At 30.6% G+C, this 16454-nt stretch carries 15 protein-coding genes; 4 read left to right on the top strand and 11 right to left on the bottom strand.

Translation table 11 applies throughout. The features are described 5' to 3' along the window. Nucleotides 1-36 precede the first annotated feature (36 nt). The 8 genes from IPH62_06710 to IPH62_06675 form a co-directional block, all read right to left on the bottom strand. Entirely contained in the window at nt 37-483 is a 447-nt protein-coding gene (locus IPH62_06710) for a DinB family protein (protein ID MBK7104958.1), read from the bottom strand. 76 nt (nt 484-559) lie between these two features. After that, nucleotides 560-1015, bottom strand: coding sequence for a DUF2147 domain-containing protein (locus IPH62_06705; protein MBK7104957.1), 456 nt, complete (start codon nt 1013-1015; stop codon nt 560-562). Between the two features lie 84 nt (nt 1016-1099). Further along, on the bottom strand, nt 1100-3448 hold the full coding sequence (locus tag IPH62_06700) for a hypothetical protein (GenBank protein MBK7104956.1): 2349 nt from the start codon (nt 3446-3448) through the stop codon (nt 1100-1102). Nucleotides 3449-3534: 86 nt separating this feature from the next. Then, entirely contained in the window at nt 3535-4467 is a 933-nt protein-coding gene (locus IPH62_06695; GenBank protein MBK7104955.1) for a T9SS type A sorting domain-containing protein, read from the bottom strand. Between the two features lie 100 nt (nt 4468-4567). Next, a complete protein-coding gene (locus IPH62_06690; GenBank protein ID MBK7104954.1) occupies nt 4568-5806 on the bottom strand; it encodes a metallophosphoesterase in 1239 nt (412 codons plus the stop codon). 8 nt (nt 5807-5814) lie between these two features. Next, entirely contained in the window at nt 5815-6579 is a 765-nt protein-coding gene (locus tag IPH62_06685) for an enoyl-CoA hydratase/isomerase family protein (protein ID MBK7104953.1), read from the bottom strand. An 88-nt stretch (nt 6580-6667) separates the two neighbouring features. After that, nucleotides 6668-7303 (bottom strand): HAD family hydrolase, encoded by a 636-nt coding sequence (locus tag IPH62_06680; protein MBK7104952.1) that lies wholly within the window; start codon nt 7301-7303, stop codon nt 6668-6670. A 348-nt stretch (nt 7304-7651) separates the two neighbouring features. Further along, complete coding sequence (locus IPH62_06675) at nt 7652-8416, bottom strand: SDR family oxidoreductase (GenBank protein MBK7104951.1); 765 nt, start codon at nt 8414-8416, stop codon at nt 7652-7654. Nucleotides 8417-8558: 142 nt separating this feature from the next. On the opposite strand from IPH62_06675, the gene fbaA reads away from it, so the two are divergent. Then, nucleotides 8559-9590: a class II fructose-bisphosphate aldolase gene (fbaA, locus tag IPH62_06670; GenBank protein MBK7104950.1), complete on the top strand. Its 1032-nt coding sequence runs from the start codon at nt 8559-8561 to the stop codon at nt 9588-9590. Nucleotides 9591-9713: 123 nt separating this feature from the next. Next, nucleotides 9714-10382, top strand: coding sequence for a DUF4395 domain-containing protein (locus tag IPH62_06665; protein ID MBK7104949.1), 669 nt, complete (start codon nt 9714-9716; stop codon nt 10380-10382). 172 nt (nt 10383-10554) lie between these two features. Here IPH62_06665 and IPH62_06660 read toward each other — a convergent pair whose 3' ends face one another. From IPH62_06660 to IPH62_06650, 3 genes are all read right to left on the bottom strand, one after another. Continuing rightward, nucleotides 10555-11133, bottom strand: a complete 579-nt coding sequence (locus IPH62_06660) for a PadR family transcriptional regulator (protein MBK7104948.1) — start codon at nt 11131-11133, stop codon at nt 10555-10557. A gap of 86 nt (nt 11134-11219) precedes the next feature. Then, entirely contained in the window at nt 11220-12341 is a 1122-nt protein-coding gene (locus tag IPH62_06655; GenBank protein MBK7104947.1) for an SIR2 family protein, read from the bottom strand. A 141-nt stretch (nt 12342-12482) separates the two neighbouring features. Further along, nucleotides 12483-14267 carry a VCBS repeat-containing protein gene (locus IPH62_06650; protein ID MBK7104946.1) on the bottom strand — a complete coding sequence of 595 codons (1785 nt, stop codon included), beginning with the start codon at nt 14265-14267 and terminating at the stop codon, nt 12483-12485. A 136-nt stretch (nt 14268-14403) separates the two neighbouring features. On the opposite strand from IPH62_06650, the gene IPH62_06645 reads away from it, so the two are divergent. Further along, complete coding sequence (locus IPH62_06645; GenBank protein ID MBK7104945.1) at nt 14404-15147, top strand: glycerophosphodiester phosphodiesterase; 744 nt, start codon at nt 14404-14406, stop codon at nt 15145-15147. Nucleotides 15148-15288: 141 nt separating this feature from the next. Continuing rightward, nucleotides 15289-16362: a DUF1611 domain-containing protein gene (locus tag IPH62_06640; GenBank protein ID MBK7104944.1), complete on the top strand. Its 1074-nt coding sequence runs from the start codon at nt 15289-15291 to the stop codon at nt 16360-16362. The last annotated feature ends 92 nt before the right edge of the window (nt 16363-16454 follow it).

Below are 16454 nucleotides of genomic sequence, written 5' to 3'. Positions count from 1 at the left end.
AATTTTAATTAAAATTCACTATCATAATTATCATTCTTAGTTTATTTGAAATCTTCGGAGATAATTTATTTGTCCTAAATGATAATTAAGATGTGTGATTAGATGAAGTAAAAAATATCCAACCTCAACATCGCCGAGAGAAATTTTTTCTTTATAAATTTCGGAAAATCTTGATTCATCAAAATTGGTTAATGTTGAAATAACAATATCTTTTGTTTCTTCAATATTTTTTATCAATTCCAATTTAGAAATGTTTTTAAGTGAAAATTCTTTGTCCCTTTCTCTTATATAGTTTGTTCCGCCAAGATTATGTCCAATAAAATGTTTTAGATTTCCGCATAAATGAAGCGCTAAATTTCCGGCTGAGTTTTTAATATCGCCTTTAACAATCCATAAATTTTCTTCATTTTCAAAAAGTTGAATTTCTGAAATTAATTTTTCTAAATCTCTATCAAAGATTTTTATTAAAGATTCTTTTAACATTTTTTAATTTCTTTCATACTAAATAGAACGAAGATTATTTTTTTCTAAATAATCACCGTTCTATTAAATTATAAATTTATATTTCACCTTCGTATTTAAGCCATTCTTGTGTTCTGTGGAAAAACAATACGTATCCGCGAACTTGCAATTTTCCGTTTTCAACCCAAAGTTTGCAATCGTAAACTTTACCTTTTTTAGGATCAAGAATTTCTCCATCTTCCCAAACTCCGTCATCACCTTTTTCCATATCGGTTATGATTGTCATTCCCAATATTTTTTTATTTTTTCTCGAATCATCGTCATCGCATTTATCACAAACCGGATCTGGATCTTCTCCTTGTTTTCTAAATAGTTTAACAATATCTCCGAAAACTTTTCCATCTTTTACATAAACTTTAACAATAGATTTGGGCTGACCGGTTTCGTCATCAATTGTTTTCCAAAGGCCTTCAACTTTTTCATTTTGAGCATAAATATTTGCGCTAAATAAAAATGCCGCAATAACTACAAATGCATAAATAATTTTCTTCATTTAATTCTCCTACAAGTATGGTTATCAAAAATTAATTCAATTCTTACTACAATGCAATTAAATATTTATCAAAATTTAATAACCTTATTTTTTATTTGTTGTAAAATCATTTAATGGTATCGTTCCAGAGAGGGAAATTTTTTCTGCACTTGCAATTGTTAAATGATTTCTATGTTTAATAACGATGTAGTAATTTCCCGCCGGAGCATTTAAAGGAATTGTTGTACTTCCATCTTCAAGGGCAAGCCATCCATCATTTTTAACAAAAACACTTTTGGAAATTATTGGTTCGTTATTTAAATCTTCATAAAGCTCAATTAAAATCCAATCTGTAATTGATGCATCAATATTAGTAACTGTTATTAAATCTTCAGCAAATGGAGAAGTAAGAAGTAATTCCTCACTATCATTTAATGTTGTATTCATTAAATGTAATGATGTATTATATGCTCCTTCCAAAAATACTTTTGTTTGAACCGTAACACCTTCTACCCAAACCGAATAACTTTTAGGAGGCAGTTTAATATTTATTCTTCCATCTACGGTAACGGTTAAATTTTTTAATATTCCATTTCCAACTACATCAAACAAGTGACTATCGGTTCCTAAACGATTTCCATCTTCATTTACGCCAATCCACATATCCATTGGTAAATCAGAAAAATTTATTGCAACAATTACATCACTTCCCGTTGCTTCATCCATTAATTGATAAACTAAAGCTTCATCGGTTTCGGCAGTTCCCGGAACAGAATAGGGGTTTCTTATTGAATTGAAATTTGAAAGATATTCTTTATTTGATAACCCTGTAATATATTTTTTATGAACACTAATAAGCTTATCAATTTCATTTTGATTACCGATTGTTGGAAAACCTTCTACGGTATAATAATCCGGATAAAACACGCAAGGCAACCCAATTTGATTGTTTGTTAAAATATATGCATATGCCAAAATTGAATTGTTTTGTATATATTGACCTTCATCCCTAAAATCATGATTACCGACAAATGTTACGACATTAAATCCGCTTAATCCAGTAGCATCAACAATACTTGAATTAAAAATATTTCTAACATCACTACTCCAGTCACAAGCATCTTTTAATGATTGCCTTAATGAGAAATCAAAAATGCGCGGGATAATATTTTGTTTTGTATCTTCATCCATATTTAAATAAACGTTTTCAATCCATTGTTTTAGAATATGTGGATTCGCTTCATAAAACTCTCCAACTGTAAGTTGCGGATTAATGTTTTCATCGTGAAGATAATCAAACAAATCTCCAACAAATTCGGGTGGAAAATGTTTTACAGCATCCATTCTTAATCCGCCAATTCCTACATCTTCCCAAAGCCATTTTGTCCAAGAAAATAATACGTTTTTTGTAGATAGAACATTTTGATCATAATCATAGAAGAACCAAGGCCAATCCCAATCACCATCCAGTTTTGTTGCATTTGTAGAATTGGGCTTAAAATTTGAATAATTCATTAGTCCTTGGCCGCTCGGCAAATTTGAAAAATCCGTATATGTTTGATATTTTAATTCATCTACGATATCAGAATTTCTCGGTCCTGACCAAATTCCATAGATTCTCATATCTGAATAATCACTGGCTCTTTTACCAAAATAGATAAATAGAGTGTCCCCTTCGGCATCAAAATCAGCTGAGGTTAAATTCAGGTGAAATTCGTCAGTTCTACACGTTATCGGATCATCAACCTCGGCATTCATGTTAACACCTAAATGAATGTTATTATTACTCTGTCCGCAATCTCCTCCTCCATTAGGTTCAGATTCTATTTCATCGGGTAAATTTTGCCAATTAATTGTTGTTGTTTGAATATAAATATTGTATTCATAATTATTAAACTTAGAATGTCCTGAAGCTGAACTTACTTTAAAATAATAATCTCCCGCTCCATTTCCCGATGTCCCTCCAAGAAGAATGTAACATCTAAATCTATCATATGGGAAAGGATTATAACCTTCATTTACTTTTGAATTATAATAAGTTTCGATATATTCTTCAACTGCAAGATTATCCTCGGCTTCTCCTCCATCTCTATGATTAAAAACAACATCAGCAATGGCATTAATTCCCACATTGTTAAATTCCAAAATTAAATCATCAACATTTTGCCTTGTCCCAAATCCCGTTGCGCCTAATTCAAATTCCCCCAAATCATATAAATCCTTTGGATCATAACCATTACTACCATTACCAAAACTTGCACGTGAAAGCGGAGGAAGCCATAAATATGTAAAACCGGCATTGGATAATTCTTGTGCTTTATTTGTTAAGGTATCAGCCCAGTTATATCCATTGATTGTTTTTGGATAATCCCAATACCATGTTTGCATTAAAAAATCTTGAGAAAAAAGTAAGCCTGCAGACATAAAATAAATTGCAATAATAACATTTTTCATAGAAAACCAAATATAATTTTAGCCAATATAAAAAAAGAGCGATTAAAAATCGCTCTTTTATATCACAAATAAATTTTAATAAAATTTTATTTTGCAACAATCATTTTCTTTGTTTGAATAAAATTTTCCGTTTTAATTGTATAAAAATAAATTCCGCTATTTAATTCCGAAGCATCAAAAATTATGGAATATAATCCTGCTTCTAACTTTTTATTTAACAAAGTTTCAACTTTTTCACCAATAATATTATATACAGAAATTGAGATATTACTTATTTCTGGAATTGAAAATTGGATGTTCGTTTTGGGGTTAAAAGGGTTTGGATAATTTTGTTTTAATTCAAAAATTAGTTGGGTTTCTAAAGTTACTTCTTCGGTTTTTGAATATTCAAATTTTCCATCAATATCAATTTGTTTTAAGCGATAAAAATATTTTCCGCTAAAAGCCGTGTTATCAGAAAAAGCATAATTTTTTGGTGAATTACTATTTCCATGACCTTCAACAAAACCAATTTTCTTCCAATCTCCAGTTTCCGGTTTTCTTTCAACATCAAATCCGTAATTATTAACTTCTGTTGCTGTTTGCCAGTTTAATTTAATTTCTTTTTGATTAGCAAATGCTGTGAAGGTTGTGAGTTCTACAGGTAAAACATCAGAAATTGTGTATACAAAACCCGTATACTCAAATCCCCCTTGAGAAACATCTCCATAAACGTTTAATTTACTTGCTTCGAAATCAACTTGTCCGTTACTGGGCAATCCTGAAACTACTACATCAAAATTTGTATAACTATCTCCATTTCCTCTTTCATACCAAACACCTGAAACAAATCCAGTATATGTATAAGGAGAACCATATCTTGCTTGTGCTTGAACTCCTTGACCCGAAATTGTATTAGCGTAAACATGGAGAGTTACAGTTCCAGCAATTACTTGTGTATGGCTTTTTATTTCAACCGTAGCAAAAGATAGTGTACTAAGAAAAAGAACTATAAGAGTTGCTGTAAAAAATTTTTTCATTGTTCCTCCCAATAAATCATCTTAATATTTTTTAAGACTTTTTAAAAATATAATTAATCATTCTTTATATCAACTTAATAGGTCATATTTTAATTAATTTTTATTCATAGTTTTTAGAAAGTTTAATAACCGAAATTTCCGGAGTTGCGTTATACCTAACCGGCGCAAGCGACATTCCTAATCCTTTTGTTACAATCATTAATGTTTTTCCAAAATTAAATTCACCGCGCATATATGGAGTTTCAATCATTGTTGGTGAAAGATTATAAAACGGAAACAGAAATGTTATTTGTCCGCCGTGAGTGTGCCCGGCTAAAAATAAATCATATTTTTTTTCAATTGCTTTTTCCAGCAGAAATTCTCTTGGTTGATGAGTAAGAAAAATCCTTAAGTCAGATTTTCCGTTACTGGTTGAAAGTGAATCCAAAACTTTATCGCTTATGGTTTCAACATAAGTATTTGTAACAAATGTAACTTCAATATTTGCTTCTCCAACTCCCAAGTAAAGTTTGTTGTTATTGATCATTGGAATGTTAACTTTCGATAATGCATTTGTAACTTCGTTCAAGCTTCTTTCATTATCGCCTCGGTATGCCCAATTATCATGATCGCCAACGCAAGTGTAAATTCCATATTTTGATTTCAGTTTACTTAATTGATTTGCAGAAAGTTCAATAAAATCCGGCGTGCTGGTAATCATATCACCAGCCATTAAAATTAAATCGGGATTGGTTGAATTTACTTTTTCAATATAATTTGATAATCTTTTTTCATCGGTATATCTATCTGCTTGAATATCCGAAATAAAAACAATTTTAAATCCCTCTAAACTTTTAGGTAAATTTTCTTTTGTGAATTTGATTTCATTTATTTCAACTGTGTTGTAATCATAAATAATTCTTGAAGGAACGTAAATTACCGCAACGACAAATATTATGAAGAACAAAAATGTTTTCGTTCGTTTAATTTTCTCATTATAATTTTTTAAAAACAGAGCAATTATTAAACTTAAAATTTCTATAATTAGAAAAAATAATGTTGATTGAACAATAATCATTGTTCCAACCCAAAAAGGATAAAGAACAAAATAGTCAAAGAAAATATTTTCCGGCGGCTGAAAGTACCCTATTTTATTGATGAAAACATAAACCCATGCAAAAATTGCAATTATTGGATAAATATTTACAATTGTTAAAATTATCCATTTGCCAATTTTTAATTTCTTTTTAGAAATTTTAGGAAAGAGATTTTTGATTGAAGCAATTACTTTTTTTACAAAATAAAATTCAAGAACGAAAACTGAAAGAAGTACAAGAATTACTTTAATGGCAAATGACATATATTTTATTATGTTTCCTTTTTGAAGTTTTGAATAAATTTTTTTGTGAAATCCGATAGAACTAACTTACCGCTATTTTCTGCTCTTTGCTCTAACAATTTATCCCAATGATCTGTTCCTTCCCAAAAAATTTGTTTTAACTGAGCTAATGCTTCGGGACTTCTTTCGCTTAATTGTTGAACAAAACTTTTTAATTTTTCATCAAGTAAATTTTCCAAATCAAAAACTTCGTTGTAAAAGCCATGTTGCTTTGCCCAATCAGCAGAACGCCATTCACAATCCAAAGACATTTCTATAAAAGCTTCTTTTCCAATTTTTCTTTCAATCGGTGGACCAACAACAAACGGACCCAAACCCAAAGCCAATTCACTTAATTTTAATGAAGATTCTTTTGTTGCAAAAGTATAATCGCAGACTGAAACTAATCCAACTCCGCCGCCTACAACTTTTCCAATAATTTTTCCGACGACAATTTTTTTACATTTTCTAATTGAATTAATAAGGTTTGCAAAATTCATGAAGAATTTTTTACCGTCTTCAAAATTATTTATTTCAATTAATTCATCGAAAGATGCGCCGGAACAAAAAGTTTTATCACCTTCACTTTGCAAAATTATTACATTAATATTTTCATCAACAGAAAGTTGAGTAAATATTTTTATCATTTCTTTAAGTAATCCAGAGGGAAGAGAATTGCTTTTAGGATGATAGAAAGTAATTGTTGCAATTTTATTTTGTGTTTCGTGTTTTACAAATCCGTTTCGTGTTTTCATAATTGTTATTATAATTATTTTGTTGATTATTATTGTATGAGATTCCGGTCTTTTGTAAAAAACACAAAAACCGGAATGACATCAAAATTTAGATTAAATCAATAACTTCTATCAAATCATTTATAAAATAATCCGGATTGTAAGTTTTTAATTCTTCTAATTTTCTATAACCGTAAGCAACAACTGCGGTTTTTGCCCCGGCATTTTTTCCGCAAAGAATATCTAATTCCGTATCTCCAATCATTAAAGTATTTTCCGGATTAACATTTAATTTATTACAAATTTTAATGAGCTGGTGCGGCGCCGGTTTAATTGGAATTCCAATTTTTCGTCCCTCAATTACATCTAAATATTTTGTTAAATCAAAATGAATAGAAATATTTTCTGCTTGATCTTGAGCTTTTGTTGTTAGCAATCCGGTTTTAATATTTTGTGATTTTAAATTTTGGAGTAAAAATTCAACGTTATTATAAAGGTGCGAATCATCAATAAAATCAAAGTAAACTTTTTTATATTCGTTAATAAAATGCTCAATTTCGGGAACATGAATATTGCATCCTTCAAAAATATCTTTAAAATGATGTCCCAATAAATTGTAAAATATTTCTCTATCAACATTGGTTTGTAAATTTAATTTTTCCAAAGTTTTTACGGCAGCTTTGTAAATATTTTCATGTGAATTTACAAGAGTTCCGTCTAAATCAAATACAACACATTCTATCATTGTAACTTTTTTCCTTTTCTTAATCTTACTCTTGTTCTTAATCCTAATCTTTTTGTTCTGCACTCTTAAAAGCAGAGTAAGAAAAAGAGTAAGATTATGATTAAGAGTTTTCCGAATAATTATTTATTTCATAAAAACTTTGTTTTACGAAAGATTCCGGTATTCCGCAAAAAACTGCGAAAACTGGAATGACAATTTATTTACTAACGTTATTCTTTAAGTCTTATAAAATCTTCTTAATCTTACTCTTGTTCTTAATCCTAATCTTTTTGTTCTGCATTCTTAAAAGCAGAGTAAGAAAAAGATTATGATTAAAAACAAAAAATGTTTTCTAACTAAAATAAGAAATCAAAATCCATAAATTGTAAAACCGCCATCCACAGCAATTGTTTGTCCCGTTATATAAGAAGCTTTATCCATACACAAGAATGCCGCAAGCGATGCAACTTCTTCCGGTTTACCAATTCTTTTCATCGGAGTTCTTTCAATTACAGCTTTCAAATATTCTTCATCTTTCATTAAATTTTCAACAAGCGGAGTATCAATATACCAAGGCGCAATTGCGTTTACGCGAATGTTTTCTTCTGCCCATTCAACAGCTAAATTTTTTGTTAATTGAACCATTGCGGCTTTTGTCATTGCATACGGTGAGCCGGTTCGCAGATGGGTTAATCCCGCAACCGATGTAATGTTTACAACGCTTGAATTCTCCGACTTTTTCAACATTGGATAGAATAATCTCGATAATTCAAAAGTGGAAATTAAATTTGTGTTAATTACTTTTTCATATTCTTCAATTGTAAAATCAATAGTTTTTTTGCGAATGTTTGTTCCAACATTGTTGATTAAAAAATCTAAATTTTCCCAATGATTTTTAACTTCATTTACTAATTCAATTCTTTCTTCCGCCGCACTTAAATCTTTTGATGAACTTAAAACTACGTAACCGTGTTTGCTCCATTGAGATAATTTTTCTTTAAGCAAATTTTTTGTGCGTGCTACAATAAAAATATCTGCACCAAGTTTTAAAAATTCTTCGGCAATTGCCAAACCAATTCCTTTTGTTCCGCCGGTAATTAAGGCTTTTTTACCTTGTAAGTTCCATTCGCTCATTTATTCACCTTAGTAAATAATTATCCAGCAAAAGATAACACAATTAAACTTTTATTTAAAATGAAACAAAAAGTTGAACAAATTTTTATTTAAGTTTACGATTGTAAAAAAATTTTATATAATAATTATTTGGAGATCAGAAATGCCAGTTGTTGATTATAAGAAATATTGCCAAATGCTTGATAACGCTAAGAAAAATAAATTTGCATATCCGGCTATTAATGTTGTTTCCGAATCTTCCGCAAACGCAGTTTTACAAGCTTTGGCTGAAACAAAATCTGATGGAATTATTCAAGTGAGCACGGGCGGCGGCGAGTTTGCTTCGGGTTTAGCCATTAAAAATGCGGCTTTAGGAGCAATTTCAATTGCGCAGCACGTTCATTTTATTGCCGAACAATATGATATAAATGTTGCTCTTCATACCGATCATTGCCAAGCTAAAAAGGTTGATTCATTTTTAAAACCGTTAATTGAAGAATCAAGAAAAAGAGTTGCAAAAGGAGAAAAACCTTTATTCAATTCACATATGTTTGATGGTTCAGAACTTCCGCTAAAAGAAAATATGGATATTGCTGTAGATTTACTAAAACAATGCCAAGAATTAGGAATTATTTTAGAAGTTGAAGCTGGCGTTGTTGGCGGTGAAGAAGACGGTGTTAATAACGAAGGCGCTCCGGCAGAAAAACTTTATACAACTCCGGCAGATATGTTATACGTTTACGAGAGATTATCCCAAGTAAAAGATGCGCGTTATATGTTTGCCGCAACTTTTGGAAATGTTCACGGTGTTTATAAACCCGGCAACGTAAAATTAAAACCAATTATTTTGAAACAAGGTCAAGATGCAGTTGTTGCAAAATATGGCGAAGCTGCTTCATTTGATTTGGTTTTCCATGGCGGAAGCGGTTCAAGTTTGGAAGAAATTAGAGAAACTCTTGAATACGGCGTTGTAAAAATGAATGTTGATACAGATACACAATTTGCTTTTACTCGACCAATTGCTGATCATATGTTGAAAAATTATGACGGTGTTTTAAAAGTTGATGGCGAAGTTGGCAACAAAAAACATTATGATCCAAGAAGTTATATGAAGAAAGCCGAAGAATCGATGAAAAATAGAGTTGTGGTTGCCGTCAAAGATTTGCGTGCGGAAGGAACAACTTTAGGAAAATAATTTTAGTTTAATTTTCACAAACCCAATTTTCAAAAGAAATTGGGTTTTTTTATACCACAACTTTTACGTAATATTAACGTCAAAAGAAACATTATATCCTTTAATTATTATGAAAGAAAATTTATGAGCAAAATTATTCAATTTGGTGAAGATGTAAAAGGTTACAATATCCGCGTTTTAAATGAGAGAGAAATTAGAGCTGCGGCTGGAATGCTTTTCGTACTAATGTTTATTGCAATTTTAAAAGTAATTTTTACGGCTGATTTTACATTGCTAAAATATGCAATTGTAATTTTCCTTACTGATATGCTAATTCGCGTTTTTATAAATCCCAAATATTCACCAACATTAATTATTGCAAGATGGGTTGTAAATAATCAAACTCCGGAATACGTTGGTGCGGTTCAGAAAAAATTTGCTTGGTATATTGGAATTGCTCTCGGAATTATAATGTTAGCTTTGCAAGTTATAGTAAACTCATATAGTCCAATTACCGGAATGATTTGCCTTATTTGTTTAATTTTTCTTTTTTTCGAATCTGCGTTTGGAATTTGTTTAGGATGTAAAGTGTACCCAATATTTTTTAAAGATAAAGTTCAATATTGCCCCGGAGAAGTTTGCGAAATTAAAGATCGTCATGAAATTCAAAAAACAAATTTTGTGCATTTTGCAATTTTATTGGGATTTGTAGCATTTATCATAATTACAGTTTTTCTGTTCGATGAAAATTTCAGCAAAAAACCGTATGATTTATTTGGAATTGATAACAGAACGGAAGTTGTAAAAAATTAAATTTGTTTTTCATGTTGATGAAGATCGGCAACTGAGATTCCGGATAATTACTACGTAATTTCCGGAATGACAACTATCATTTTTTTTCAATTTTTTCTTGTCACGTTTATACGTCTTTTGTTTTTACCTTTGACTTTTCATTTTTTCCGTTAGCTAACGGATTTTAACTTTTTTATACCAAGCTTACATCAAAAACCGACGCGCCTTTAATTTCTTCTTTAATATTAAATTCACGGATAATTTCTTTAATTGTTCTGATTTCAGTTTCGGCCATATATAATCTGTGTTTAAGCAAAAGTAAACCGGTAAACGCAACCGATCTTTCTCTTTCCAAATGAATAATTTGAGTTTTAATTTCGTAAGTAGAAATCTCCAAATTTTCCAATTTAATTTTCAATTTTTGAAGAATTTCATCTTTACTTAAGTGATGTAGTAAAACCAGCGCAATATCAAATTTTGATCCGTCCGGATCATTTTCTTCCAAATAATTTGAAATTGTATTGTGAAGTTCAAACTCGCCTTCTGCAGTAATAGCATAAATAGTTTTTTCGGGAAAACTTCCCTCGCGGTGTGTTTCGCCTTTAATAAGACCTTGTCTTTTTAATGTGTTTATTGTTGCGTAAACTGTAGAATCTGCAATGTTAAACCATTTTCTTAAATTAAGATTGTTCAACATTTTTGTAATTTCGTAGGGATTTCTTTCCTTTTCGTAAAGAACTCCTAAAATTAATGTGGAAATTTTTGATAACATTCTTTCTCTCCTAATTGCTCAAAATTAAGAAATAAATTGCTTTTCTAATAGTACTTTTTTGAATTACTCTAAAACAATAGAACAAATTAGGATATTATCTCTTTAAGTAAATTTTCTTCGGAAACAAAATCTTCAAAGGCAAGATTTACAAATCTAATTTTCTCTGCAATTGCCGAATATTTGTTCTCTAAAACTGCGGCTTTTTTACTATTTACAACAATAACTTCCGTGGTTTTTCTTAATTGTTTTTTGAAAAGTGCTTTTATGTGAATATCCGCATCCGATAAAGAATATCCGACAAAAATTATTTTTTTTGCATCTCTTATTTCACGCGAAGCTTCGCTGAAAAGCTGTGAAATTACCGGCTGATTTAATGATTTAAGATACGAGGGCGGCATTATTAATGTTTGAAATTCTGTAGAATCAAGCGGACATAAATACTCATATTTTTCGTTATCGGGATATTTGAATCCCAAAAATTTTCCGCCTTGCAAATCAATTGTTCTATCCCAAGGAGTAAGTAAAGTTTGATTACAGCAATTGCAGTATTTCCAATTTAAACTTCCGTGAAGTTTTAAAATTTTTATTGCAAACGGATTTTCATTTTCATTAGCTAAAACCGGTTCGCGAGGATTTATCCAAAAATTAAAATTCTTTAATTCGGCTAATTTATCATAATTCATTAAATGGAGACAATAATCAATATAGCCGGATTTTTTGAAGAGAAAATCGAAAGATTGCTCAAGAAGCGTATCATAATTTAATGTTATGATGGAAATATTTTTGTTGAATTTATCAACAGCTTCCCAAAATAAATTATAATATTTACTTTGTTTGTGCGTTCGTAAATTTACAATGTAATGAATGAGCTTGATGAGATATTCTTTTAATTCAACAATTTTATTGTGTGTGTATTTTGCATTCAGACTTTCATTTTGCTGAATGAAATAATCTAGAAATCCAAACACAGCTTCGAGCTGCGGATACTGCTTGGTTTTATGATCATACTTAAAATTATCATTTATAAATTCTATAACAGAACTTCCGATTTTAGAATCTTGAATTTCTTTTTGTTTTTCGGAAAGTATCATTGGAAGAATATCTTTCTGTAACGGAACTCCGTCCGGCTGAGAAGCTCCGGCTCCCAATACAAAAATTACGTCTCTTTGCGGTAAATAATTTAGATATTTTTGTTCGCAGTCTTTCATTTTTTGAAATGATAATTATGCGTAAAAATACGGAATTTTTATAAAGGAATTTATATGATGAAAAATTTTTGTTTGTTTAAAGTTTTGAGTGAATTTAAAATTTGTGTAGAGACGCAATATATTGCGTCTCTACAATTAAAATTATTTCATTAAAATCATTTTTTTCGTTTCAATAAAATTTCCGGAAATTAATTTATAAAAATATATTCCGCTGTTTAATTCGCTTGCATCAAATGTTACTTCATAATTTCCCGGATTTTGTTTTTGATTTACTAATGTTGCAATTTCTTTTCCCAAAATATCATAAACCTTTAAAGTTATTTGCACATTGTCATTTCGAGGAGCCAGCCGCGTCTGGTAAACTTGCGACGAGATATCTCTGAGATTTCTCACTTCGTTCGAAATGACAGAAGCAGATGAAACAGAATATTTTATAGTTGTTATTGGATTAAACGGATTGGGATAATTCTGACTTAATTCAAATTTCTCCGGAACAAAATTATTTTCCAAAACTATTCCCGTTGCTTTTGCTGATTCAAGAATTGTTACATAAGGATCATTAGCCCAAAGACTTCTATCATTTGAATAATTTGTAAAAACGTATTCACTCAATCCGTCTCCATCCATATCGTTTGCAAGTGCGCCGTAATAAAGTCGGGGAGTTAATTTTGCGGCAACCGTATCAACAACTTCTGTAAGCGCGTCTTCAAAAACATCATAAGCAACTGTTAAATTCCAATTGTTTTCATCAGCCAAATCTCCGCTTCCTTTATATTCCAAATCAAAAATTTGTCCGTTTTGCTCGCCGGCAATTATTAGACTTTTCAAACCGTCTTTATCTGGATCTCCAATTACCATATTTCTAAATTGTCCCAACGTTAAACCTCCATCCGGTTTTATTTTTGTCGGGATGTGAGTTAATTCAACTATATCACTTTCCGTAATTTGAGATATGTCTGAAATATTTTGAATTATAAATACAGTATTTGCATCTTCTGTTCCGGCAATAAATAATTCATTTTTTCCATCACCGTTTATATCATCAATTTTTAATCCATCCAAAGCACCGTAATCAATTTCTTCATCTGCATAAATTTGTTCCAAATCGTTTACATGTTCATATTGGTTCGGGCCGGTAACTTCAAACATTCTTAAAGTGAACATATTCCAAACCATTTCAAAAATTTCCGTATTGCCGTCGTTATCTAAATCACCAATTGCCGTGCAGTAATTTGAACCGCCTTCTAAATTTTGATAATTATATTCAATTACATATTTACCAAAACCGGAAAGTGTTCCGCCCGTAACCGAAGCAACAACAACTTCTTTTTCTCTTCCGCCGGATCTAATTCCGATAATCAATTCATTTACATTATCTTTATCAATATCTGCAATTAACATACTAAACGGATTCCACTCGGTGTTATCCGGCAAATCAAAATTTGTTTGGTGAGTTGGTCTAAAAGTCCCATCAGTATTTTTTCTACCGTAAATATTTTCTCCGGTCACACCGCTCCATTCAAAAGTAAAAATTCTTGGGGGATTAACATCGCCGGCGTTAACATCAGAGGGCCATCCGAGAACAATATCAACTTTTCCGTTATTATCAACATCGCCAACGGCAACACCAAACCAGCCCGTTCCGGCAACAGGAAATTCAAAAGACCAAACCAACTCATAAGTATTATCGCCGGTGGCTTCATACATTAATGCATGATTTTTTTCAAGATCGGAATTTCCGCAAATAAATTCTCCCCAGCCGTCGCCGTCTGTATCAAAACCGGCAATTACTTTGGTCAGTTCCGAAGTTATGTCTTCCGGCTGAAACGGCATTTGCTGCATTGTCCAAACTTTATTCCATTCTGTTTGAGAAAATAGATTAATCGAAAAAGTAAATAAAATTATAATTGTTAAAAATATTTTCATTTTGCCTCCTTAAAGGATTTCAAACTATCTTATTTATTGAAGATAATAACAATTTATTATTTTATTTTTCTTCAATCAACAAATTGTTATACTCTGTAAAATAATTTTATTACAAAGTGAATAAATATTAGAAATTATGAAACCTTTGATTATTGCACATCGCGGTGAATCTTTTAAAGCTCCGGAAAATACTTTAGCTTCAATTAATTTAGCTTGGAAAAAAGGCGCAGATGCCGTTGAAATTGATGTTCATTTAAGTAAAGACAATCATGTTGTTGTAATTCACGATTCAACTTTAAAAAGATTCTGCGGAATAAATAAAAAAGTTAAGAATCTTACTTTGTCTGAATTAAAAAATTTTGATGTTGGTTTGTGGAAAAGTATTCAATTTGAGAATGAGAAAATTCCAACTTTAAAAGAAGTTTTATATACAATTCCAAATAACGGAAAATTAATTATTGAAATAAAATGTGATTCGAAAATTCTTCCACATTTAAAGAAAGACCTCGAATCTTCAAATGTTTCAACTTCACAAGTAGAAATTATTTCTTTTAAATTTCGCGTTCTTAAAAAAGCTAAAAAAATAATGTCACATTATAAGATTTTGTATCTTGTTAATTTTGATTACAACTTATACACAAGATTATTGGGAATTTTTCACAAAAAGTTAATTTCGAAAGTGAAAAAGGCAAATCTGGATGGTTTTAATGTGTGTGCCGGAAAAATTTTAACTCCGGATTTTGTTAAAAAGATTAAATCAGCAAATTTACTTTTGTATGTTTGGACGGTTGATGATCCGGAATATGCAAAAAAGTTAAATTCTTTTGGAATTGATGGAATTACCTCAAACAAAGCTTCTTGGATAAAAAGTATTATTTAACAAAAAAATAATATGTCATCAAATTACTTTTCTTATATAATCTAAAATATTTCATATAAATTTACTGTTCGTTTTTTTTCTTTAAGATATTAATCAAATTTTATCTTCATCGCATAGCTTATAGTTTTTGGGGAGGAAACAATGAGTTTATTACCAGAAGGTAATGCAATAATTTATTCCGAAAAAGTATTCAATACTCCGGCTGGCAAAACAGCTAACGGTCTTGTAAGATTTACAGAAAGATATAAAATTATTTCGGTAATTGATTCTAATTACGCTGGACAAGATTCCGGAATGGTTTTAAATAATAAAGAAAATAATATTCCAATATTTGCATCATTAAAAGATGCTCTTTCGGAATCTGCAAACTCCAAATTAAAACCTACTCATTTTATTGTTGGTACAAATCCCAAAGATGGAAAACTTGATGACGCAACAAGAGACGTTGTAAAAAGTGCGTTGAAAAAGGGATTAAATGTTGATTCCGGATTGAACGATTTTTTATCGGAAGATAAAGAATTGAAAACTTTGGCAACACAAAATGAAGTTTCAATTAGAGATATTAGAAAACCGGCTCCCAGAAGCGAACTTCACTCTTTTGCGGGAAAAATTGAAGAAGTTGACTCTTTCATAATTGCGGTTCTCGGAACGGATTCTACGGTTGGAAAAAGAACAACCGCATGGCTTTTGGTTCATGCTTTAAGAACGGCCGGATATAAAGCCGAATTTATTGGAACCGGACAAACGGCTTGGATGCAAGGCGCAAAATATGGAATTATTTTAGACTCGATTGTAAATAATTTTGTAAACGGTGAACTTGAAAATGTAATTTACAAAGCGTGGAAAAATGAAAAGCCGAACTTTATTGTTATTGAAGGTCAAGGCGGATTATTAAATCCCGCAAACCCAAGCGGATTTGAAATTTTAACTTGCGGAAGACCGGCCGTAATTGTACTTCAGCACTCGCCAACAAGAAAAGAATATATTGGATTTCCGGATTATTCAATTCATCCGCTATCAAAACAAATGAAAGCAATAGAAGTTATTTCCGGTAAACAAATTGCCGCAATTACAATTAATCATGAAAATTTGAATGGAAAGGAAATTGATAAAGTTTGCGGCGAATATTCAAAACTATATGACATTCCCACTTACGATGTTTTAACTCACGGCGCCGATAAATTAGTTAAAACAATTTTAAAGCATAAAAAATAAAATTTATTTAAAAAATCTTTGTGGTTGGAAAATAATCTTTCCGCAAAGATTAATATTCAATTCACCATCATTCATATTGAAACAACATTTAC

This window comes from Ignavibacteriota bacterium, assembly GCA_016708125.1.
In the GTDB taxonomy this organism is placed as follows: Bacteria; Bacteroidota; Ignavibacteria; order Ignavibacteriales; family Melioribacteraceae.
Note: the sequence above shows the minus strand (reverse complement) of the source record. Positions and strands in the feature narration are given on the sequence as shown.

Coding starts and splice junctions, on each gene's coding strand:
- IPH62_06710 (MBK7104958.1), bottom strand. CDS start 483: ATGTTAAAAGAATCTTTAATAAAAATCTTTGATAGAGATTTAGAAAAA.
- IPH62_06705 (MBK7104957.1), bottom strand. CDS start 1,015: ATGAAGAAAATTATTTATGCATTTGTAGTTATTGCGGCATTTTTATTT.
- IPH62_06700 (MBK7104956.1), bottom strand. CDS start 3,448: ATGAAAAATGTTATTATTGCAATTTATTTTATGTCTGCAGGCTTACTT.
- IPH62_06695 (MBK7104955.1), bottom strand. CDS start 4,467: ATGAAAAAATTTTTTACAGCAACTCTTATAGTTCTTTTTCTTAGTACA.
- IPH62_06690 (MBK7104954.1), bottom strand. CDS start 5,806: ATGTCATTTGCCATTAAAGTAATTCTTGTACTTCTTTCAGTTTTCGTT.
- IPH62_06685 (MBK7104953.1), bottom strand. CDS start 6,579: ATGAAAACACGAAACGGATTTGTAAAACACGAAACACAAAATAAAATT.
- IPH62_06680 (MBK7104952.1), bottom strand. CDS start 7,303: ATGATAGAATGTGTTGTATTTGATTTAGACGGAACTCTTGTAAATTCA.
- IPH62_06675 (MBK7104951.1), bottom strand. CDS start 8,416: ATGAGCGAATGGAACTTACAAGGTAAAAAAGCCTTAATTACCGGCGGA.
- fbaA (MBK7104950.1), top strand. CDS start 8,559: ATGCCAGTTGTTGATTATAAGAAATATTGCCAAATGCTTGATAACGCT.
- IPH62_06665 (MBK7104949.1), top strand. CDS start 9,714: ATGAGCAAAATTATTCAATTTGGTGAAGATGTAAAAGGTTACAATATC.
- IPH62_06660 (MBK7104948.1), bottom strand. CDS start 11,133: ATGTTATCAAAAATTTCCACATTAATTTTAGGAGTTCTTTACGAAAAG.
- IPH62_06655 (MBK7104947.1), bottom strand. CDS start 12,341: ATGAAAGACTGCGAACAAAAATATCTAAATTATTTACCGCAAAGAGAC.
- IPH62_06650 (MBK7104946.1), bottom strand. CDS start 14,267: ATGAAAATATTTTTAACAATTATAATTTTATTTACTTTTTCGATTAAT.
- IPH62_06645 (MBK7104945.1), top strand. CDS start 14,404: ATGAAACCTTTGATTATTGCACATCGCGGTGAATCTTTTAAAGCTCCG.
- IPH62_06640 (MBK7104944.1), top strand. CDS start 15,289: ATGAGTTTATTACCAGAAGGTAATGCAATAATTTATTCCGAAAAAGTA.